Here is a 23,693-nt window from a genome sequence, read left to right as displayed (position 1 = left end):
AAAACTGTAATCTCTAAAAGAAAATTATTTTTCATTATAGTTTCCTGATAAAATGATAATAGTAAATGGTCTTCTTTAAAATATATCATCTATAATTATATTCAATTTACTTTCAATTCTATCAGCAGCTTTTTTAACAATTTGATTTTCATGGTATAGATAATTAATAACTAAATTCTGCATATAAAAGATAAAGATTATGATCAGAAAATGTACTGTTTTTTTTACAGTCTTTTGCGCTAATGTAAATTTATTTTATCTATGCTTTATAGTATATAAAATATCATATCGTAATTAATGATAATCGATTTATATTTTTTCTACATAGGGATTTACACATTTTTATACAAAATATTTGCAATGCCATCAACATTGATCCGATAGTTCTTATTTAGCAGTCTCTTAGGCACAATAACTATTCCACTCCGTCTTTTATTAGAAATACAAAAAAGCGATAAACAATTTACATGTTTATCGCTTCAACACATTCAATATGGTGCGGGTGACAGGAGTCTAGCTTTTCATTTTATTCACCCATTATTTATATACTCGTTCTCTAACTTGACTATATTATAACATTGTGTAGAACGATACACAACACTATTTTTAACTTTTTTTCTTCTTTATTATACATTTTTCCATGAAATTTATCAAATTGAATTTAACTTACTTACTTTTAAATACCAACTCTTTAAATGACTCTATAAATTCTTGCTCTTGCTGATTAGGATTTTCAATACTATCTAATTTTTCTAAAAAATCTACAACTACTGCACCTAGCCTAATATCTGCTTCATCATAAATATTTGATAGTCTATTTATTTTCTTTATACCATTTTGCTGTGCATTAGGAAAAAGATGTGCATAACGATTTAATGTCTGATTCCTATCCCTATGTCCTAATCTCTCGCTAATCACCATAACGTTCTCATTAATACTAATCCATAACGAAGCACTACTATGCCTAAAATCATGAATTCTAATCTGTTTTACCATTGCATCATTGCAATACTTATTCTTTTTTTTCTCAATTGTAGTATCGGCAAGTGGTTTATCTATACCAAATACATACTCATTCATACTAAAATCAAAATGCATCCTTCGATCTAAATAATAGCTGTAAAGTTCATCTTCCAATTCTTTATTCATCAGTATGTGCCTATTCATCTTATTTTTAGGCTTGTTTACAATATGGGTACCATCATCATTTATACGCTCTAATGACCGGGTTATTGCAATAACATGTCTATTAAAATCAATCTGCTTCCATATCAGTGCCTTTGCCTCACTCTTTCGACAACCTGTATAATATAAGAATTTATAAAATCTTCTATAAACTGGTTCGTCTACTACTCTTATAAATTTCTTAAACTCATCATATGTCCAAAATAACATTTCTTCAGTTGGTGAATTGTCAACCATCCTTTTTACATTATTAAGTGGATTGTTTTCCATCAATTCCTCAGTAACAAAATATTCAATAATATTATATAAAATAGATCTTATTTTATTTGTATTCTTAATTGTTTGACCCCTATCCAACATCCAGTTTTGCCAATCAATAATTACTTTTTTATCAATGTTTTTAATCTCCAAATCTTCAAAAAAAGGTAATATATGTATATCAATCTTTTGTCTATACGTCTTTAAAGTATAATTTCTAACTGTACCTTTTTTACTATAGTAATATGGTTCTATCATCTCTTTGAATAATAATTCTTTCATCATAACTCCCCCATCAAGAATAATATCAATTAATCGATTTTGTTATCTTTGAATTTAAATAACTTTTACAAAAAAACTGCAAATAGCAGTTTCAGTATAAATTATCTTCCTATTTCAAAAACTTCTATTGTAATCCACAATCATGCTCATTCTCACCTCCTTTTGTGCATGAATATGTTAACATTTATCCAAAATCTAATCATATAATCTTTTAAAGGATTATCTAATATAGGAATTATGTATAACCTCATTCATCTCAATTTTTCCTTCAAGCCATTTTATGGCCATTTTTCTATCTTTTATTGTTTCTATATTAGGTAAACCAACATCGCCATATAAAAAGTCGTAACAAACATAAAGTCGTTCCTCAATATCATAGTACATAAAGCTATCTCCAAATTTTTCATTGATCTTTTTATAGTACTCTTTGCCTTCCAATTTTGCTGAATCAAGCCGATTAGTATAATCTATAAATTCTTTGCTCGATACCTCATAATCTTTTGCTTTATCACAATCATATTGATTTTTATCCATATTTTGAATATTTGATAGTATTGCTTCTTTATACTCCTCATTAGACATAGGTTCAACAGTTTGATCCATTTCATACAATATTCTATCTAATTCTTCTAAACGATTGCATGCATCAAAAAAAGCACGCTTATATCTTTCTATATAGTTATATTTAAATTCTCCAGAATTTAATAGCTCTAATTCTTTGCTTTTCAGTGCCAACTCCTTTTCTTTCAATTCATTAGCCCTCAGAAGTTCCTTTGATATTTCTGTTAATGTGGCTTCCATAATTTCTGCAAACATAATATCTCTAACTGTTTCAAACAACACCATTCTTCTTACCTCCTCATATTATGAAAAGCTGACTTGAAACCCTTCACCTGTTGGGTTCACAGAAAATCCTTTTACCTTTCCACTACTAAAAATCTCTTCAGCATAGGAATTCGCTTGATTATACACATCTATACTATTACCTGAAAAAAATTTATCAAATTGTGAAGGAATATTTTCCTGTCCTGACTTTGAATTATTTGAATTATTAGATTTATTAGTAGTAACATTATTTTCTATATTACTGTTTGTAGATTTTTCAGTAACTTTTGGCTTTTCGTTTATATTGATACTCATCTCTACTGAAACATGATTCCCAGCTTTGTCTTTTACACTATAAGTAACAACATGATTACCGGGCTTATAAGTATCAATTTGATTATAATCAACTTTTTCTACAAGATTTCCATCTATATTGTCTTCTGCCTTTTCAATATAGTCTTTAAGATCAATATTTTGACCATACTCTAATGTTAAATTCGTTTTATTTAACACTAAGACTGGTTCAATATCATCAATAACTTTCACAATCAGCTTCTTTTTTATGGATTTTACTTTATTAGAGAGTTTATAAATAACCGTGTATTCCCCAGGTACTTCAAATTTTTTATTCTTTGGGAGTGTTAAGTCATACCTTTTATCATACTCTTTTATGTAATCACTAGGATTAAAAGATTTTGACATCCCTATTTCAACTTTATCAGCTTTTAAAGTCAGGTTAATATCTTCAAAGTACAATGATATATAATCCCTGTTAATATATACAACTGCTATCAGTGAAGAAAGTACTAAAACAAAACTCACAATTAAAATTATGAGCTTTGTTTTTTGTTTATTGATTTTGATTCTTTCATCCTCATAAACACCCTGCATTTCAAACAGATGTTCACGCAAAGATCTCATCGACTCAGCTGGTATATCAGGGTCAGATATTGAAGATGGATCTACATCATATTTTAAGCATAAATAAATTTCTTCCATTTGAAGATAATCTAAATTTGTATTAGCCAACCACTCAAGATTTAATCCGTCTTTTTCTGCCTTCCGTAAAACATTCATTTGTAGTGGTGAAAAAGCAAGATGTTTCAAATCTTCTAACTTAGTCATCATTAAACCACTCCATCTTCTAAACCTGGTAATTTTTCTTTCTTTTCTTCTTGAGCGACCTCATGAATATAATTGTTATCAGGGTTATCCATATTTTTTTCTTGCCTATCCTCATCTATAAGATTATTTGATGACAACTTATAGTTATTAATACTATTAACAAACTGTATAAAATCCAAATCTGATAAACTGTCAATGTGTGCCTTAATCTCATTCCATAAATCAAATTCTACAGGCTCCGGCCTCTGACAACGTGCAATAATCAGTCTAAAGGCTTCATTTAACAGTTGATCATCAAACTCTTCAAATGAAATTAAATTTTTCTTTTTACAATCTAACTTTTCCAGCTCTTCCTTTAATAGCTTATTTTCTTTGTTCAGCTGCTCAATTTGTCTATCTTTCTCTGATAGATTATTAACAATATTTTTGCTATTTGCTGTTGTACCTATTCCAACATTTTTTCTATTTCTTTCGGGTATAGATGTAAAATCAAAATCCAATACCGCATTAATAATCATCGAATAATTGAAAACTGCTGTATCTTCAAGAATATTTTTATTCCATACAGTATCACAAAAACTACATCTTATATACTTGTCTTTAAATCTACATTCTAGAAAATTAGAGCCATCAAAAACGGTCTTAAAAAAAGTTGCGTTAAATAGACATTTTTTAAAATTAGAATTCCAAAATTCAATTGATAAATCATTAATATAATTATCAGTCTCTTTATCGTTTTCAAAAACACATTCGATAAACTCACATTTTACAAATTTATTATTTTTTAATTCCTCAATAACAATCGTTTCATGCTTATATATCTTATTTTCAATGGTTTCTACTTCAATCGGCACTACTTCATCCGATTTTAAAATTGTTTCTATACTGCTAACCTCTTTTTGTTCACTAGCCAATACTCCTTTAACAGTCGAATAATTAGGCTTGCTCTTATCTGTATCAATTTCTATATCGTAATAATTTGAAAGCGGAAATATACTCTCATCCAAAGTACTTTCTTCGACCCTACTTCTAATGAATAAGCACCCAGAAAATATACTTCCAATAAAATTAGATCTTACAATCTCAAAGTCATCAAAATTACAATTAATAAATTTAATATTTGGTACATCACAATCTATAAATTTAACTCCCTTGAAAAAACAATTAATAAATACTGTTTCTTCACATTCAAACTTTCTAAAATTAATGTATTCAAAATAACTATTCTTGACCGCAAATCTTTTTCTATCTTTCCCTACAATTATGCGATCAGCAAATGTTCTTGACTCACACTCAAAGTCACTTGCATTAGTTTCTTTATCTTCACATAGATTTAATTGTTCCAGGTTTAAAGTCATATAATTATTGTATTTTATATTATATTCTTCTCTAATTTTTTTAGCTTGTTCTTTTTCATCCCAGCTCATTTTTACTCACTCCTTAATTTCTTGCAAATCTATCAAATTTATCTGCTTTACCATGTCTTTTTAGATATTCATATTCAATGTTAAATAATTCTACATCTGGCTTTTCAACTATAGGTAAATTCAAATAAAACTTACTCTTATCAAAAAATACGTATTTATCATACGGAAGTAACCTAGTGTAGTAAGGATTCTTATGTCTCTGCCTAAGAAACAAAATTTCTCCCATTTTAAAATCCTTAAGACGTTCCGGGGTAAAAATACGTTGATCTTCATATTTTCTCATATCCTTATTCCAAACACGCTCACTGCCTGCCTTTTTAGATATTTCTTCAACCGTGCTATCAGAACCAGATAGTAGATAAATTGTATTTGTAAAATTACCTTTAAGTGTTTCCGCCATTTTTCCATAATGTTTTTCCAGTTGTTCTAGTCCTTGAATAATTGCTGTTAGTCTAATACCACGTGATCTAGCAGCTGTCAACATTGCATCAACATCAGGTAATGCTGGCATATTACCAAATTCATCTAAAATCAAATTAATAGGTACTTTTAATCTTAGATTAATCTCATCCCTTGCAGTACGTACAAGCACTTCATATAGTTGTTTGATAAACAGTGTAACCAAAGGATAGTATGTTTTCTTTTCATCATGAACAATCAAGAAAATAGCAGTCTTTTCACTACCGATTTGACGAAAATCAAAGTCACTATGACTTGTTATTCTTTGAATATCTTCATTAGCTGTCAAAATACTCAACTTGTTGTTAAACTGAGATTCAAATCCAGTCGATGTATCCCCACTTGATCCTACATACCCTTCCAGATAATTAACACTGTAGTCGGTTATACTTCTTTCCGAGTCAAGAAAAGCCTTCAGTATTGTTTTAGAATTTCTTATACCTGGTAGCTGCTTCTTGCCAATTTCAATAATTTTTTTGAATGAAGTCGCATTCATGTACTCCACCTTACCCTCTTCGCACATTAGGGCACCGCAGCCAACAAGCATATCCCTAGCCGTTTCAGTCCAGATTGGATCTTTAGGATTTTCCTCTAAACAGATTGTATTGCAGGCATCTCTTAATAAGTCCATTGCTTTAGAATAATTTGGCTTGGGTTTTCTTAATTTATTTTCAATTTCTTTTGTATCCAGCCCAAGCAATTCATACTCTAATATTCCATTTTTATTTTTAATTTTCCATTCTTCATACTTTTTTATATATATATCATCTGCTTTTTTCCATTCATCAAATGCAAGTTTAAATGGATTCCAGCAGTTGCTAAATTCAGGATCAACAAAATTTATTACAACAGTGTTGAACCCATTATCTTTAAATTTCTGTAAGGTATGTTTTGCGAGTTCTCCCTTAGGATCATTCACGACTACACTTTCTCCACACATAGCACACAACTCTAAATATTCATTTACAAAAGTCCATGTTTTTCCTGATCCAGTAGTACCTATAACCAAATTATGAACATCACCTGGATCAACATAAATACATTTTCTATTTCCTGTAATTGGAAATCCAGCACGTACATAACATTTCTTATCACCAATATTCCAACATTTAGCAGGAATCAACACCTTTTGTGTATTATTTAAGATAGGGATATCTTTTGTCCTTTTATTTATTTTATCAATAATTGGTGTCATTTTGATTTTTAATGCTTGTTTTGACATTCTATGTTCAACAAGTCCAGTTTTATTAAAATCAACTCTTAGTAAAGATTTCTTTACATCTCTTGTTCTATCAATTTTAGCGTATTTAAGCTGTTCATTTTTTGTAAGTCGTCTTTTTTTGACATCATCTCTAAAAAATATTCCGTAAATAATTTCAAACCATACTAAAAAAGCAAAAAAAGATAATAGTAAAAAAAACTTGTTACCATCTAGGAATAACAAGCTGTAATCGAAAATGTATTTAAAATCAAAATCCTTTAATACAAATAACTTAATTAACTGCATACCTATAAAATCAACAACTACTTTGGTTAATACAAATGAAATAATACTAACGACTATTTTTTTCATTAAACTCCCTCCCCTCTTGTTCACTAAGCAAACCATTATCTCTCAGCCATTTATAATATTCTTTATGCGCCAATTCCTGGTTAATACGACAATACCTGGCACTAAGATTAGACAATCTTTTCAATGAATATCTTGTCCTGTATGTTTTTTGATAACTATTACTGTGCTTTAAAAGGTATTGAGCATATTCATTTCCCTGATCAGCGGACTTTTTTAAATACTCTTTAGCAAGATTATTATTTGCTTTTACTCCATCGCCAGTTAAATAAATTTTGCCAAGTAAATATTGTGCATAACTATTATTACTTTGCTTTAACAGTTTAATTGCCTTACATATATCCTTATCTAAATATTTGCCATCCATATATTCTTTCGCTAATATTATCTTTGAATATTCATATCCTATTTCAACAGATTTATTTAAATATTTTAACGCTCTATCCGGTTGATTATTCTTTTTATAAATAATATACATTTTATAATACGCATACTCATTAGTCTTGCATTTATTAAAGTACTGAACTGCCTTAGTCCAATCCTTTTTTACAATTTCCCCGTTACAATATATGTTCCCAAGTAAATAGTTGGAGGTATCATTATTAACATCATGGAGATACTTAAGTGCTGTCTCATACATTCCAATATATCCTTCTTTTAAGTATATCTGAGCCAACAATAGTTTTGCATTAGTATTTTCAAACTTTACAGCACGTTGCAAATATTCGACTGCTTTATTGATATCCTGTCCACACCCTTTACCAAGATAGGTCATCTGGCCAAGACGGTATAACAAGTTATCATCTCCATGTTTTTCAACCATTGATTTAAACTCATTGTAAGCAGTCTTATAATGAGTTTCAGCTTTTTCTAAATCAACCTTACAGGCAATACCTTTTTCATAATGATGTGCAACTTCATAGTTGGCATAAGCGTTATTTCCTTCAGAAGATTTTTCAAAATAATAAAGTGCCATTTCGTCATTTTTTTCAATACCCAAACCATATTGATACATTCTCCCTAAAGAATAATAAGCGTATTTATTATTGCTGCTTTCAAAATATTTCATAGCATTTTCATAATCAATCTCAGTTCCAGTGCCATACAAATAAAACTTACCTAAGCGGTATCCTGCATAGCTTCTAATAAATTTATCGTTTATATTTTCATCAAAAATACACTTAAAACCTTCTAAAGATCTTTTGTACATAATATTGGACTTTTCGTCTAATTTATTAGATGAATATAATTTTCCAAGCAATTCTAGTGCAAGAACATTATTTCTACCAGCCTCACTTAAAAGCATCTGCTCAGCTAAATGCAGTTCACTTTCATTTTTACTGCTGTAAAATAGGTTTGCTCCTTCTTTATAGCTTTGACTCCATTCTAAAATGAACTCATTTTCATTTACTGCTCTATCAGCAGTTTCCAAAATATCTGAATAATTCTCAATTAAATCATCAACAACATCAGTATTACTATTTTCAATGATATTTTGCTCTACATTATCAATCATTGATTTTTCGAAACTGCCATCATTTATGTTTATTTTTTTCTTGCTTTTATTTGTTATCTTGCGCTTATAATTTTTCAATATATGATTACCTATTTGTGAACGAAGTTTTTCAAGTTCTGTAGATTTAATATTTGATATATTTGTATTAACCTGTCTATTCATCAGATCTTCAAGCTGCTCTAATTTTGATAGATAAATATTAAATTCCTTTTGAACGTCAGCATCACTCAGAACTTTATCAATCAGACTATCAATTAATTTTTTGTAAGGAAGCATATTACATGAATTATATGCCAGCCTGCCTTGTTTGGGTAAAATCTTATAAAGTTCATTCATTGAAACTTTTTCTTTTTCAAGTACTCTGCTGTCAATTACATTCATAAGATTTTTAAAATCAACATCTTTTGATTTTAAAAATTCATTAACACTTACTTTTAATTCTTTTTCGAACACTGCACGTTTAAGTATTTCTTTAATAAATGCAGATTTAAACTTTCTTAATTCTGTTGGTGTCAGCTTACCTCTTTCACGTGTTTTATCTTTTTCAAGAAAGCACAGATGAATATGCGGATGAGTTGTATCGATATGATAATTTCCCCACCATAGCATATTATCATATTCTAAATTCATTGTTTTAAAAACTTCCGGTAGTGCTTTTAGACATATATCATACCAGTCATCAGCAGTGACAATTCCAAATTCACTAAGCTGCTCAAAACTTGAAACAGATACTACAGTATCCCACCATAAATCTCCAGGTTTAGAAAAAGCCTTTCTCAATTCTCTTCTAAATTTATCGTGTTTATTTTTATCTAGCCATCCCATAGAAGAAAATGTATATTCGTTTTTATCAGATGTATAACCAAAGAAACCACCATCATGTAAACTTTCATCTTTGCAATCTACATTCTTTTCTTCCTGTTCAGTATACTCAAAAAAACCGATTAGAGACTCTGTACTTATCTTTCCTTTGAATCTTGATTCATCAGGTGCATCAGCACCATATTTTAAAAATCTCACATCACCTATAATTGGTGCATTAGACTTTGTCATAAAATACCACCTCTCAACAAAAGAAGAACAAATATTCTACCTTTGTTTATTGCTATTGTTATTCCACTTTATCTTTAACAGCACATGATCAGTTGCTATTTGCATTTGTAATATTATCAAGCACTTTTTTTACCGTTTCATCCAATTGACTTTCTGTTATGCCATTAGTGCTAACTATCATTTGTTTCAAAATAAGAATTTCAAATATCAGATTATTAAAAAATTCATTATTAAGACTTTGATACTGCTTTAGCACTCCCTTCAAATATGTCTCTTGTTCTTTATTTAATAATCTGAATGCATCTCTAGTTCGATACGAAAAAAGAAGTTCAACTGCATCTGTTATAATGTCAGTTTTAGTTACATTTGTATCATCATTATATTTTGACTGTTCATTTTTTTTATCATTAATAAGATAATTAATTTTATTGTCTATATCGCTATCTATCCGAATACATATTGCTATTTTTTTCATTCAATTTATCCTCCACATATATTTGAAATCTTGATTTGGCGTTTATTATCCGTTTGATTTCTTCTATATTATCAACATCTTTTAAATTAGTAGTTAATAACTTGATTATCGTATATTCCAGTTCTACTATTTCTCTATAAACTATTTCATTCTCATTATTATAACACTTTTTTTGAGAGGTATTTATATTGTCATAAGCAGTCGAAATTATATCTGCCATAACTTTTGTTTTACTTATCCTCTTGTCATTACTTTTATAAAATTTTGTTAATTCGCTCAGTTTAAATAATGTTTCATTATCAAACCTAAACGATACAGCTTCCATTGCCATTTTTATTCACTCCTTCTATAAAACGATACTATTTTACCTGTATTGCATTGTAGGCTTTTTTTGTATTTCATACGTATTACAAAAATGCAATACATTTTTATACAAAAAAACTGAGCGTTGCTCAGTTGTTCAAGCGAAAGATGCAATACAATTTTTTTAAATTGTATAAATCTTTCTCTTAACCTGGTAAGAAACCGACTGTATTGCACCTTATGTATTGCAATTGATCTAAATATCAAATAAAAAAACAGCCATCAACAAAGTACCTGATGATTGTGTTTATCTTGTTTTACCATTTTCAAAATTCATATTTAACAGCGGTTTGCACAAGTCTTTATAAATATCCTGCTCATTTAGACACGTATCAATTAGGAAATTTTTATCTCGATCATATTCTCTTAATCCACGCAAGTAATACGCCTTATGCTGATCAAGAATAACAAAAGGTACAATGTTCTTTCGTAAACATTCCTTAAACATAATTGCACGACCAACTCTGCCATTACCATCTCCAAAAGGATGAATACGTTCAAATTTCAAATGAAAATCTATGATATCTTCTATATCAATATTTCTTCTATTTTCATACTCAAAAAGCAAATCATTTATATCCTTTTCAACATTTTCCGGTCTTGATGTTTTGATTACATTTGTTAATCCAATAACATTTGGCAGCACTTTAAATCCCCCAACATTATACCTTGGATTAAACTCATCGGATGTACCACGCTTTATAATTTTATTCATCTCTATAATCATTTCCTTAGTTAAAGGTTTATCAATCACATCCAATATATAATCAAATAGTCTGAAGTGATTAACTGCTTCAGTTATATCATCTGTCTTAATTACATCATAATCCTTAGCAATAAAAGAATTGGTTTCAAAAATCATTTCAATCTGTTCTTCAGTTAATCTACTGCCCTCAATTTTGTTTGAATTATATGCAAATAATACTTGTGTGACATGATATAAATTACCAGGAAATTTTGTGTTTCTCTGTTCAATTAATTCATTTTTTAACTTTTCAATATTGTTCATACATGTCTCCCTATTCTTATAATTATATAGATTTATTTTCGAAAATGATAGCTAATTTTAAAGATTTTTAATACAATTCTGATTTTAAAAAAGTGCCACGAAGGAGGAAATGTTTTCCTCCTCTCGACACCTCCTTTTTATAAATTTTAACCCACCGAGGAGGGTAACCCTCCTCGTACTCCTCCCTTTTATAAGGACTGTCTTTGTTTGGTTTTTCATTGCAGCTTTGATTACTTTTTTAATATTCCATCTCAATCTTTATTCCCTGTGCCGGTGGTAACTGTCTTTCCAAATTACGTTTTTCTTTCAAAAAATTACTTGATTTTATTTTCTTTTGCCAACAGTTTTCTTTGAAAAAGTATTTATTTTTCTTTAAAATATTTTTTGCAAAATATGTATTTCCCGTAACACAAATCATTCCATAAAGTGTAAAAATAATATGATTTTTTTCTCGAATATTAAAAATTAAATCACTCTTTAAATTAAAACAATAATCTTTTTGCGTGGAAATATTATTTGTTTTTACTTCTTTTTGCCAACACTGATAATATTCATTGTATACAAATCCATCTCTTTTTAAATCACTTTTTATTTCATAACAATTATAAATTTCTAAATAAACTGTATCAAATTTTTTATTACTTTCCCAGTATGAATCCAGGGCTTTTTGAATCATCTTTTTATTTTTATAATCATCTGTTCGCTTTAATTCATCATATTTGACCATTTTTTCATTAATCGCAGTGTGTAATATATGGATGTAAATTTTATTAAATTCACTATCATTTTTTGTTTCACCTCTCATTAAATAATCAATATGGTGCGCTAAACAAATTAAAAGAGAATTTGACAGTTCACTTTCCTGGCGATATAAATTATAAATAATGCACTTTCTATCTTCATATTTCTCATTTTGTTTTAATGTCTTTTTTGATAAAACTATATTTATTTTTTTATAGTTTCCAATAACATTTTCGTCAATATTTGGATAAGCGGCATCAATCAGGTATTTAACTTTTTGATACAATGAATATGTTATTTTATTGAATGTCATTTACATTTTCCCCATCTTCACATAGATTTCTTTGCATTGACTTTTCATCCGGCTTTTTTGCTTTTACCAAAATATTGTCCAGCTTTTCTTCAAAGCACATTCTCTTTTTCTGTAGATTCTCATCTTCTTTTTTCAGTTCATATAATTTTTTTAATTCCACATCAATTTCACTTGTTTGTGTTAATAATTGTTCTTTTTTTTCTTCCAGTTTCTTAATTCTGTTTATTAATTTCTTATTCATATTTCCTCCACATTATCATCTTTTACAGTTATTTGAAAGACGATTATTTAATTACTTAATATCTATTCTTTTTATTTTTTACTTATTCAGTTATCACCTGTCTCTATTACAAATAGATCATATATACCTTCAGTATATATACTATATTTAGAAAAATACTTATAAATCCATTTTGAAATTTCAAATCAAATTCTTTTTTATATGGAAAAATAGAACGTCAACATACTTTCTACCCCAATCTAAAAATCCTGGTAATTTTTACCAGGATCTATACATAATTGCTATTTTAATCTGAGTCTATATTTTCATCAGGTTCCCTATTTTCTATTTCCTCATCAAATTTTTTACTTTCATATGATTCTTTATCAACAATTTCCAGATAAGTAATTTTACTTGCGGGTGCCTCAGTACTATCATCATACTTATCTCCAACCCATTCAAAATAATTTAAAAATTTTTCCTCACTTTTATCATATTTACATTCTAACAATGTTTTGAATTCATCATCCAGCAAACAGTAAAAATAAACATAATTATCTTCCTTAAAAGTCCTGTTATAAAACTTTACTGTTTCAACATCACTATATTTATTTTTTTCTAAATACCTTTCTAACATTATTTTGTAATCATCAACTTGTTCATCAGATGCAAATGTAATTTGATCCTCATTAAGATATTTATACTTATATTTTGTTTTACTATCCTCATTGCCAGTAAAATAAAATATACTGGCAATGATAATTATCAACAGTATGAATCCAATTACAAAATATTTAATTACAGCATATTTTCTATCAATAATCATATCTTCTCCTATACTAATTTATCTATCTAGAACGTGAATTTATAAATTGATTGACATCAATTTTTTCAATAACACCCTTAAAAACTGTGAAAATGTCTTCAAGAGAGACATCTTCAATTTCCTTAATTTTTTTAAATCTGTTGAAATTTTCTTTAAAGACAGCTGACTCACTTAATTCACTGATAAGCTCCTCGTAATCATAAATATTATTCAATGTATTTCTACTTTTGGAAACATTTACAAATGAATCTATTAAGACATTCATATCTATACTAATATCTTTTTGAGTTAAAAGATTATAAACATCAAATAAATCCCTCATTCTGGTATTATATATACCTCGGTCAAGAGTTGTTTCGATTTTTTCTGCAATTATATTTTCAACTGCATAAGTACATACATTTATTTTTTTATCACTGAATAAACTGATAAAAGTATGCTCTATTGCCTCTGGATAAATTAATGTATTATTTGAAATATCAATTTTCAAGTTTAACCTGGTCTTACCTTTTAGCGCTAAAATAGAAACTGAATAGCCTGGATATCCATCATCAGACTGCCCTTCTTTAATATCACCTATTCTATAATCAAAAAATGATTTTGTAATATCTTCTTCGATAATATCAGTTATCATATTATTTATTTCCTCTACAGAATAAACCGTAGAATTTACCGTAGCATCCATATCTAAGGTGGTTCTATTTTCAAAACCTAATAAATTGCTGACGACAAAACCTCCCTTAATAATCAGACTGTCCCTGTACTTAGAATTACTTATTTTCTCTGCAAATTCTTCAAGAATAAAGCGCTGCTGAACATCTCTTAAATCCATATTCTTTTCTTTTGCATATTTTATCATTCCGTTTTTCCACTGATCTATATTTTTATATGCCATAATTTCTCCTCTATGCACTTTTATACAGACTATAAATTTCTGCGATTTCACTTTCTACATTAAATAATTTTCCATATTTGCTCAATTTTCTCATATCTAATTTTTTATTATTAAAATATGACTGCAAGGACTGATAGTATACCTGTGTATCTACTTTCTTTTTATTTCTGATCAGATCACAAATAGTTCGTTCACAATCATAGACAATAATTTTATTACCAAAATAATCAATATGTTCAACTGCCCCTACATGCAGCAGTTCTTTTTTTACATACGATACTTTTAAACGATTATTTCTTAAATGGCATCCTGAATATGTTGTTACATTGCATCTGGATGGAATTACTGTTGTTAGTCCATGTAAATAGCACGCTGTTTCGTGACTATAGATCATATTTTTATTTGCAAACTGATAGACAAAAAATTCATCTTCTAATTCGTTTTTATAAATATACAGTCCTTTAACAAGTTTTCTTAAAAGTTCTTTTTCAACCAGCCGGCTTATCTCTCTTTTAGTAAATCCATACTCCAGCATATCACTATAAACCATGTATTCACCATTTAATTTATAGTACTCTTCAACTTTATTTTCTAATAAACACATCATATCACCGTTCCTATCGTACATATATTATAACATATATATGTTTAATATTCACATATTAATTAGTAATATACCTTAAGCAGTCGTTTTTTTCATTTTTATACCTGTTTGCATATGATTTTCCATATGCATAATGTTTTGGACAATATGACACAAGATAATCACACAGCTTAGTTACAAACTCTTTGTCGCCTAGATCATTAGTAATACCGGAATTTTTTATAAGCCTTTTAGCACCAGAATTTCCAAAAAGATTAGCCATACCACAAACAAGGCCTTTAATGCAATCTCTTCTCGATGATAAATCTATTCCTAATGATTTTAATGCATTTTCTATCGGTATATAGTAATTATCGTATTCAAATTGATCCTGCTTATTCGCAAAATCTTTTGGATCATTAGAATAAGCTGTATGCCATGCTTTTTCTAATCCCTTATTATTTCTTAAAGATGCTTTAGAACAGCTTAAATATGCCTCAAAACAAGCGTATTTATTATTATCTAACTGATAACAGTATTTTAAGAATTTTTGAAGATCGTATCTGTTATCAAACTGGTAATATCCCAGTGCATGATAGTCATCAGAACTGCTAAATCCCTGATCATAATTACAGCTACTTTCATATTTTGCAAAGTATTTAAATTCCTCAGAAAGCATTCCGCTAACTCCGTTTGAAATTGAATTTGGAAATGCAGGAATTCCGTATCCTAAAATGGACTTGCTGTCCGTTTTATAAGAATTACGCTTTACCGTATTGCTCGAGTTACCTTCGATTGTATGGACAGTATTATCTGTAACATCTATTACAATTCCTGTATGCGTTGAATCGTTTTTATTTCCTTTACAGAAAAAAATAATATCTCCTGGCGAAGGGACTATACTTTTCCCCCCATATCTAGGGGTATATTGAAATTCACTTTTTTTCTTGAACCAATCAACACCGGCATCACACCCCTGATATTTAGGAATAACTTTAGCATCAATCAGCCCACACTGATCCGCTATCCAAGAAACAAAGGTCGCACACCAGTTAGCTCCATCAGCACTACCAGTATACCATTTTCTATACTTGTCACCGCCAACGGCACCATTAACAGCATTATATTCATCTATTGCCTTTGCAACAAATAAATCTCTAGTATTGCCACCTTCAAAATCCACTTCCTCTGTTTTACTTTTACCCCCAGATATACATGCGACAATTAGGACAAGAACTAAAAAAAAAGTAAAAAAAGAAGCTACTGTATACTTCAGAGCTTTCATTTATCTCATCAATGCAAGCTGATCTGGAGTAGCTTTTATTTCTATCGGCAAGCGTTTATTTCCTGCTATCAGTATTGCATCCCCTTGTGAAAATCTTGCTATCCTTTTAATCTCATTATCTGATAATGCAGTAAGTTTCCTTAAATCTTTGGTAGCATCTTTGTCTAATCCTAAAATAAGCTTATAGCTTGCATTATTAAAAATAGCTTTACCTTCTGCCAAAACCCTCGGATCTGCGAAGTCATGAGGCTCCTGTGTACCTAAAATAGTTACATTATGATACTTCCTAGAACGTCGTTGAAACTGTTCAATCATCTTTGCAGTTTCACCAGCCAAAACAAACATATGTGCCTCATCAACAGCTAAAACCGATTCGCTCGTTTCATCCAGGCATAACCCCCATGCATATTGAAATATAATATGCATTAGCGCATTTTTTAATCCTGGAGTTAAATTAAAAAACACTTTAGTTCCAAATGCAAAAAAAGGATTTTTCATCTCATCCTCAGTTATTGTCGTATGCCCATCCAAATATCTAGCCCACTCAGTACATATAGGTTTTAATTTGATTCTAATTTCTTTAAGAGCTGTATATTCATCGTTAACTATGTTCGATTTTTCAAACTTTTCTATATGCTCATCTACAATTGCTGAAAAAACGCTAAAAGTTGGATAATCAGTGTTTTTTAAATATTGAAAAGATTCGTTTATATTCACACCTACAGTTTCGTAGGCCTCTAGTACCAGCTCTCCTAAAATATCCAGAGCACCTTCACTGATGTCTTTAGATAAATATCTAAAAACAATTTTAATATCCTCAACAACATTGTATATTGCCAATCTGGTATCGTATTTATCAACTTCGTCTTCTTCATCTTCATCGCATGAAATCGGCTTTAAATCAAAAATATTTATTCTTGCATTTTTCGTACCAAGATTAAAATAAGAGCCTCCCGCCTGTTTTATAATAGTACGGTTTTTATTTTCAGGATCAATCCAAATTACTTTTCTAGTATGACATATATGAGACATTAAAATCAGATCCATCGCAGTTGTTTTACCTGATCCAGACTCACCTATAATAATAAGATTGCCGTTTAGTCTTTTATATTTTTTAGCTTTAGCTGGATTGTTTAAATAAAGAAACTGATCAAAACATACCATCCCTTTTTGAGAAGATTCAACCCCTAGCAGCATTCCTTTTTCATCATCCAATGTATCAAAAGTAAACGGGTACAAACCACTTACTGTCTGCGTTGATAGAAGCTGCCCAATATTTTGACTAGCTTCTTTTCTAAAGCCGTCACTTTCAAAGAACGGTGAGGAGCATTTCAATATTCTCTGCTGTAAAAAACGTTCAGCTCTTACCTCAACATTATATGTACTGAACAGCTTATCCAGATCATAAGTTCGCTCATCCAATTCTTCTAATGTATTCGCTTCTATAAACACTGTAATTATACAATTTAATGTAGCATCCCTTTTTCTTACAAGCTCTCTGATATACGCATTATATCCATCCATCTGTTCTCTTAATTCAGCCCTTTGAATTCGATCGGTAGTTTTACTGTACTCCTGCTCCATATCTTTTACAACCGTTTTCATATAGTTGGATATTTTAGCCTTTGATGGTTCTGTAACCATTTCTACGCGATAATTCTGACCAGCTACAAACATTCCTAAAAACCCTTCATCAAAATCTTTAGTTATTGTAAATGTCATAGCACGATGAAATTTATCACCAATTACATAATAATTAGCATATTCATGAAATCCACGAGGGACAGCACGTGACTTGAACATTAAATTTTTCATATCATTAAAACTCTTCATCTGTACCTTCCTCTCCTTTAGTTACATTAAATTCTTCACTATATAGTTTAGGTATATAGTAATCACTGATATCTCTATTATCAAAATCAGCATAGATCATATTTTGAAAATCTTTCTTTTTTGCTATTTCAAACTGCATCCGGGTAGATTTGAAATAATTACATAAATCCTGAAAATGTTTATCAATGTATTTTTCCGGTTCTAATATAAGAATATAAAATGACATTTCATTAAAACTTGACATAAACCATTCATTCTTTTCTAATTCATACTGGATAAACCTTTTTATACGTTCATCATCTTCGTCTTCATACAAATCAATAAGATGTCTGTTTTGTTTAATCATATTAGGCTCACTTTTTACAAACTTCCAGTACAGTCGCCTTTTCTCCTTATTTAAAAAAACATTGAAGCCTTGTATTATACTGCCTAATGTTTTATCATCTAACAGATAAATATTTCTAGGCATTATTCTAATCCCTTTTAATATAAATCGATTACCAAATTCAACAATAACACAATGATCAGGATTAATTTCTTCCAAACTCATCCAGTCAAGTGTTGTATATCTGACTTTTCTTCTTTCCTTGATTATTTTTTTATCACTCTTTGTCAATTTTACTTTTTTCTTTTTATCTTTGTTCTTTTTTGAAGCTTTCCTCATCTGCATATATTCTACCTGCCCATTCATATTTCTTCTCAGTTTTATAATAGTCCTTAATAGTTAAGATTAGTTCCAGTATGTTATGATTTATTCCTGCACCCATCGTTAAAATAAAAGTTATAAAAATTAAAATAGAAAAAAAGGCGAAAAAGAATATTACCCCATTTCGACCTATGCCTGACTGTACTACCGCAATAAACACCACTAAAGAAAAACCAACAACTGAGATAAGCATAACCAAGTCAAACAATCTATAGCGTTTCATTATCAGTCGTCCATTTTTAAAATTCTGCGGAACTATAAATTTCATTTTTAAAACCTCCTATCCTTATTTAAACTATGGTCATTCAATAGAGAGTTTTGTGAAGCTGGTTTAACCGAATTATTACTCGAAGCATTATCAATATTAACTTTACTATTGCCAATTCCTGCATCAATATTATAACCAGGCTGTTCAGGAAAAGAACTGCCATATCCTCTTTTAGTAAATTCCTGTTTCAATTGCTGCTGCGACATTTTTTCAGCACCCTCTATGCCATAATATTTTGCAGAATCCAGCTGTAGCTCTGTTGGTGAAGAACTCGATGTACTGTATGAATTTTCACTTTTTCCACTACCTCCAGTTAGATTACCATCAGCTCCCAGTTCTTCCTCACTGCTCATATTATTCCCATAACTATCAAACTGCTCATTAGAACTATCTTTCTGATTAAATCCAGTATCAGCACCTTCACCCATACTACCATTTTGATTAAATCCAGTATCAATATTTTCACCTTCATTTAATCCGTTCTCACCTAAGTCCTCCGAGTTGCCGTTTCTAGAAAATCTTCCTCCTTGTCGGCCACCCCCATAAAGTGATGCGGGATTAAGCCTCATTTGAAGTGACTGTTTAGGATGCATAATAAATCCTGCTGCTGCCAGCAATCCCATAAACCCCTGAGCTGAACTGGCTGCACCAAGCTCTCCGCCTCCAATTATTTCAGTAATACCAGCTGGTGCCTTGACAACAGCCAACAGACCACCTAAAAACAAAAAAAGCTTCACAAACATACCGTAACCAGTAGCACCTATAGCCTTGTCTAAATCACTTGATGAATACAGTGTAAATATTAAAATCATAGAATACAGTTGAAAAAAATTTAGCAGCAGATCAGAGAGTAATGATTTAGACCACACCTTAAACGAGTTGCTTTCAGGATCTACAAGACTGCTCAAAGCATAGGGGGAAAGCATTATCTTTAATATCATCCCTATGACTCTAACAGCCATTTGTAAACATATTGGTAAAAACATGAACAATGCAGAAACAGAAGCCATTAATCCAAAAAACAGTGAACTGTAACTTGGAAAAAAGTAATATATCTGTGTTGCACCAAACCACCAGTTTGCAACAGGAATATCACCTAAAACTGGTACACCATCATCAAGTTCATAACACTCATTAATATCAATCTTATTTATATCAATATTTTCGCCATATGTCTTATCATAATAATCACTATACTGTTTATACGTAAGTTCGCTAATACTGCTAAGGTTATTAGCAATAGCTGAAGAAATAATAACCATTTTGCTTGATGAGTATTTTCCTACCAGTGCCTCCGCCCAATCAAAATCAGCTATGAACGAATTAAACTTTGACTCACTTATTTTTTTATGCTCATTCTTCCATTTTTTTAAATTATTAATATCATCAGCATTTTTACTTAGATCTGCCGAAATATCAATACTTGCCTGCTGAACTAATATACTGCTGAAACTTGCATCAGGGGAACTGTTTGTAAATACTGCTATATTTTCAATCGCACTGTTTGATATATCACTTAAATAAGCAAAACCGTACGGAAACATTGAAAAGCTAAATATTGATACAAAAAGCATAACCATAACTTTTCCTACATTAAGTTTCTGCATAAAATCCTGATCTATATACGACTTAAAAAAAACCTTAAAAATTCTAAACAATAAAAACAGCACAAAAAATACAACCAGCACATCATACCACTGCCATATAAAATCAATTTTAGTTAGATCAAGAGAGCATATTCTTTTAGCTATTTCATATAGTGCATCGACAATGTTAAGGACTAGATTGCACATTGCCCACAGCAGATCTCTAATTAGACCTTCAACATCTAAAAGATCCATATTTGCTTCCTCCTTTCAGTAAAAAAGCTGGTAAATTTACCAGCTTAGCCCAAATATTGATAAAATAGGAACAATTAACTCTGCAAATACCAGGATATAGAACCCCTTTTTTACTGTGTCCCAAAAACTTGTTCTTTCTCTTTCCTGCTGTGATAACTGATAATACCTTACCGCATTAAATATTACAAAACCTACAAATACTCCAACCATTGCCCACTGACAAAATGTAATAAACCCATCTATCCATGGTTTAGCTATTTTCTTCCCATCCTCAGTAGATGGTGCCTTTATAGCATATATATAGTTTATCTTAAAAAACAAAAGTGACAGCATCGTTACAAATCCTGATAATTTATATTTGATTTTTTTTATCATTTAATTAATGTCCTCCTTTTAATAAATTTTTAACTCTTGTATTTTTTATGTTGTTTTTTAAATGCAGATTCAATTTCTTTGACATTTCAATCTGCTGTTCTACCAAAGTTCTACATCCATCTAATATATCAAATTCTTTCATGATTTCCTTAACTATTTCATGTTTAGGTTTTTTTGATGTACTGTAGCATTCATCTAAATCAACTTCATAATTAATAAGCATATTAAAATCATAATCTGTCTTATTTTTACCAACTGAAATATCAATCTTTAAATTCAACTTACTATCATCAACAAAATAGAAATTCGGCTTAATAAAAGCCTGCTGATATGCAGGGTCAACATCTTCACAAGAGAACATAGGTGAATATACAAAATCACAGCTCTTTACAATTAAAATATTTTGCATTAAAAACTCTCCTTTTTTATCTATCGACTTCTCGCACAACTATTCTTGTTTATTTTTTCTAATTCAGTTTTATTGATGTTTGTATCTTTTTTATGATTTTTAAATATTGAGTGCATCTCTTTCTTTAATGTATCTGTATCTAATTCCACTTTTAACCACGATTTTGTTTTATCATCAAACGTTGTAATAGAATGAATAAAATTTTCAGTAGTCCTAAAGTACATTGTATTGGAATAATTGCTTTCACTTATTAATGATTTTGGAACTGTTAGCGCATATCTTTCATAATTGCATCCAATCGGTAAACGAATATTACAAACCTCTCTACCATTAGCTATGTATGTTTTCCCAAGCTGATTTTTCGTGAACGTTATTGTTGTCCATCGACTTTTTTCTTTCTTTTCATCATTTACTTTCAAATATAGAGGCTCAGTATCCTTCAGTATCTGTTTAAAATGATTAAATCTGTCTAATAACTTTCGATTATCTTTATAATCTCCATTTTCAATTCTTTTCTCAAGCGTATATACAGATTCATTCATAGTCGTGTAACTGCTGTTATTTCTATCATCATAGGTGTCGATTGAATACATAATAAAAAACTTAACTGCATCTTCAGATAAAAAACCGACTGCCGGATTGACTAACGCCATTAGATTTACGTATTCATACACTAAAAACTCGATTTTACTGAATCTTTTGATATCACTATGATTAGTTATTTTCATTCATAAACGCCTTTTTAAAAATAGTTTTTATCTTAAAAAAATCATTCATAATACCCGGCATTTCTTTTATAAAGAATTTGAATGACAATCGTATAATAAAAATCCCTGTAACCACAGGAATTAGGCTAACAATAATTGAAAGAAACAGTGTATAAGCTACTCTAAAATCATATTTGTAAGCTACATACCCAAACATCGTTAAGCCGAGACATGCAAGAACTATTAAAGCTATCTTTAAATTCTTATTTTTCATAATAATTTTAGATTTTTTTATCATAAATCCCTCCATCCTGGTAAATTCACCAGGTGAAAAAGGCGATTTATTAGATCGCCTTTTAATTAATTTTTATGCATTTTTTTATTTCTGTTAGACATAAACATTCCAATTGACAATGCTGATAGACCGCCAAGCATCATATACATTCCTATATACATATCATCAGCAGTTTTTACCTTTTTAGCAACAGGCATAAGTTCATCATACATTGTTATTTTTTGAACTTCTCCAGTATCGCTAACTGTAAATTCTTTATTTTGTGCAATTTTATAATTTACTGGTGCAATTACTTCTATCATTGTATATGTTTGGCCAACAGTTAATCCAGTAATTTTATGTGGTGTTTTTCCAGATACCCATTCATCTACAATATTTCCGTTTTTATCTTTAATTTGCAAAGTTGCACCTTCAAGCTCTTCCTGAGAAGTTATATCCTTCTTATAAAATTCAAATTGAGTAATTTCATCTGTCATGTCAACAGTTAAATTTTGTTCTTTATTTGTTTTAAAGCTAACTGGCTCGGCTGTTGCATATCCATCAGGACTCTTAAGCTCTGTAATAACATATTCCTGATCTTCAACTGTACCTCTGATCATATGTGTTGTTTCATCACCGTTGATATCGATGTTATAATATTTAGTTTCACCATTTGCCTGCATTAAAAGTCTATAATCATCTCTATCTGCATTCTTAGAAATTCTGTAATATGTACTTGAATCATCTTCAATGTTAATAAACATATCACTAACAACTTCACCTGATGTAAGTTTAGTTTTCATATCCTCAGTAATATCGAAAATATGTTCACCGCTTGTCCATTTATCAACAATCTGTTTAGTTTTAGTA

The 23,693-nt window shown here is 29.8% G+C and carries 24 protein-coding genes; all 24 read right to left on the bottom strand.

The genetic code is table 11. From position 1 onward, the window contains the following. Positions 1-666 precede the first annotated feature (666 nt). Positions 667-1,725: a tyrosine-type recombinase/integrase gene (locus KSU54_RS07220; RefSeq protein ID WP_195643889.1), complete on the bottom strand. Its 1,059-nt coding sequence runs from the start codon at positions 1,723-1,725 to the stop codon at positions 667-669. 219 nt (positions 1,726-1,944) lie between these two features. Then, positions 1,945-2,571, bottom strand: a complete 627-nt coding sequence (locus KSU54_RS07215; protein WP_009009223.1) for a hypothetical protein — start codon at positions 2,569-2,571, stop codon at positions 1,945-1,947. A gap of 18 nt (positions 2,572-2,589) precedes the next feature. Next, a complete protein-coding gene (locus KSU54_RS07210) occupies positions 2,590-3,675 on the bottom strand; it encodes an immunoglobulin-like domain-containing protein (RefSeq protein WP_195643888.1) in 1,086 nt (361 codons plus the stop codon). A 2-nt stretch (positions 3,676-3,677) separates the two neighbouring features. Beyond that, complete coding sequence (locus KSU54_RS07205) at positions 3,678-5,102, bottom strand: pentapeptide repeat-containing protein (RefSeq protein ID WP_009009679.1); 1,425 nt, start codon at positions 5,100-5,102, stop codon at positions 3,678-3,680. A 13-nt stretch (positions 5,103-5,115) separates the two neighbouring features. Further along, positions 5,116-7,134, bottom strand: a complete 2,019-nt coding sequence (locus tag KSU54_RS07200) for a type IV secretory system conjugative DNA transfer family protein (protein WP_020994171.1) — start codon at positions 7,132-7,134, stop codon at positions 5,116-5,118. Then, positions 7,115-9,700 (bottom strand): relaxase MobL, encoded by a 2,586-nt coding sequence (gene mobL / locus KSU54_RS07195; protein WP_217746590.1) that lies wholly within the window; start codon positions 9,698-9,700, stop codon positions 7,115-7,117. Before mobL ends, KSU54_RS07200 begins: the two co-directional genes overlap by 20 nt. 88 nt (positions 9,701-9,788) lie before the next feature. Further along, positions 9,789-10,175: a hypothetical protein gene (locus KSU54_RS07190; protein WP_217746589.1), complete on the bottom strand. Its 387-nt coding sequence runs from the start codon at positions 10,173-10,175 to the stop codon at positions 9,789-9,791. Continuing rightward, positions 10,141-10,506: a hypothetical protein gene (locus tag KSU54_RS07185; RefSeq protein ID WP_008791094.1), complete on the bottom strand. Its 366-nt coding sequence runs from the start codon at positions 10,504-10,506 to the stop codon at positions 10,141-10,143. Before KSU54_RS07185 ends, KSU54_RS07190 begins: the two co-directional genes overlap by 35 nt. A gap of 279 nt (positions 10,507-10,785) precedes the next feature. After that, complete coding sequence (locus tag KSU54_RS07180) at positions 10,786-11,547, bottom strand: Fic family protein (RefSeq protein WP_195643886.1); 762 nt, start codon at positions 11,545-11,547, stop codon at positions 10,786-10,788. Between the two features lie 238 nt (positions 11,548-11,785). Beyond that, on the bottom strand, positions 11,786-12,601 hold the full coding sequence (locus tag KSU54_RS07175; RefSeq protein ID WP_009009675.1) for a hypothetical protein: 816 nt from the start codon (positions 12,599-12,601) through the stop codon (positions 11,786-11,788). Continuing rightward, a complete protein-coding gene (locus KSU54_RS07170) occupies positions 12,588-12,842 on the bottom strand; it encodes a hypothetical protein (protein ID WP_008791091.1) in 255 nt (84 codons plus the stop codon). Before KSU54_RS07170 ends, KSU54_RS07175 begins: the two co-directional genes overlap by 14 nt. A 286-nt stretch (positions 12,843-13,128) precedes the next feature. Beyond that, a complete protein-coding gene (locus KSU54_RS07165; RefSeq protein WP_008791090.1) occupies positions 13,129-13,647 on the bottom strand; it encodes a hypothetical protein in 519 nt (172 codons plus the stop codon). A gap of 22 nt (positions 13,648-13,669) precedes the next feature. Then, complete coding sequence (locus KSU54_RS07160; protein ID WP_020994170.1) at positions 13,670-14,542, bottom strand: nucleotidyl transferase AbiEii/AbiGii toxin family protein; 873 nt, start codon at positions 14,540-14,542, stop codon at positions 13,670-13,672. A gap of 10 nt (positions 14,543-14,552) precedes the next feature. Then, positions 14,553-15,149 (bottom strand): type IV toxin-antitoxin system AbiEi family antitoxin domain-containing protein, encoded by a 597-nt coding sequence (locus KSU54_RS07155; protein ID WP_020994169.1) that lies wholly within the window; start codon positions 15,147-15,149, stop codon positions 14,553-14,555. Between the two features lie 55 nt (positions 15,150-15,204). Continuing rightward, positions 15,205-16,410, bottom strand: coding sequence for a CHAP domain-containing protein (locus tag KSU54_RS07150; protein ID WP_195643885.1), 1,206 nt, complete (start codon positions 16,408-16,410; stop codon positions 15,205-15,207). Beyond that, entirely contained in the window at positions 16,411-18,243 is a 1,833-nt protein-coding gene (locus tag KSU54_RS07145; protein ID WP_008791086.1) for a VirB4 family type IV secretion system protein, read from the bottom strand. It abuts the gene before it with no gap. Beyond that, positions 18,230-18,913, bottom strand: coding sequence for a hypothetical protein (locus KSU54_RS07140; protein WP_009009671.1), 684 nt, complete (start codon positions 18,911-18,913; stop codon positions 18,230-18,232). Before KSU54_RS07140 ends, KSU54_RS07145 begins: the two co-directional genes overlap by 14 nt. After that, positions 18,876-19,217 (bottom strand): hypothetical protein, encoded by a 342-nt coding sequence (locus KSU54_RS07135; RefSeq protein WP_009009670.1) that lies wholly within the window; start codon positions 19,215-19,217, stop codon positions 18,876-18,878. The genes KSU54_RS07140 and KSU54_RS07135 overlap by 38 nt, the downstream gene beginning before the upstream one ends. A 2-nt stretch (positions 19,218-19,219) precedes the next feature. Beyond that, on the bottom strand, positions 19,220-21,058 hold the full coding sequence (locus KSU54_RS07130) for a hypothetical protein (protein WP_009009669.1): 1,839 nt from the start codon (positions 21,056-21,058) through the stop codon (positions 19,220-19,222). A 36-nt stretch (positions 21,059-21,094) separates the two neighbouring features. Then, positions 21,095-21,433: a hypothetical protein gene (locus KSU54_RS07125; RefSeq protein WP_009009668.1), complete on the bottom strand. Its 339-nt coding sequence runs from the start codon at positions 21,431-21,433 to the stop codon at positions 21,095-21,097. A gap of 4 nt (positions 21,434-21,437) precedes the next feature. Then, on the bottom strand, positions 21,438-21,842 hold the full coding sequence (locus KSU54_RS07120; protein ID WP_008791081.1) for a hypothetical protein: 405 nt from the start codon (positions 21,840-21,842) through the stop codon (positions 21,438-21,440). A 20-nt stretch (positions 21,843-21,862) separates the two neighbouring features. Next, positions 21,863-22,570 carry a hypothetical protein gene (locus KSU54_RS07115; RefSeq protein ID WP_009009667.1) on the bottom strand — a complete coding sequence of 236 codons (708 nt, stop codon included), beginning with the start codon at positions 22,568-22,570 and terminating at the stop codon, positions 21,863-21,865. Further along, a complete protein-coding gene (locus tag KSU54_RS07110) occupies positions 22,557-22,847 on the bottom strand; it encodes a hypothetical protein (protein ID WP_020994167.1) in 291 nt (96 codons plus the stop codon). The genes KSU54_RS07115 and KSU54_RS07110 overlap by 14 nt, the downstream gene beginning before the upstream one ends. 62 nt (positions 22,848-22,909) lie before the next feature. Next, a partial coding sequence (locus tag KSU54_RS07105) for an MSCRAMM family protein (protein ID WP_254879239.1) occupies positions 22,910-23,693 on the bottom strand: 784 nt, incomplete at its 5' end.

The sequence above is a fragment of the Erysipelatoclostridium sp. MSK.23.31 genome (genome assembly GCF_019125875.1).
GTDB classification, from domain to species: domain Bacteria; phylum Bacillota_I; class Bacilli_A; order Erysipelotrichales; family Coprobacillaceae; genus Thomasclavelia; species Thomasclavelia ramosa.
Note: the sequence above shows the minus strand (reverse complement) of the source record. Positions and strands in the feature narration are given on the sequence as shown.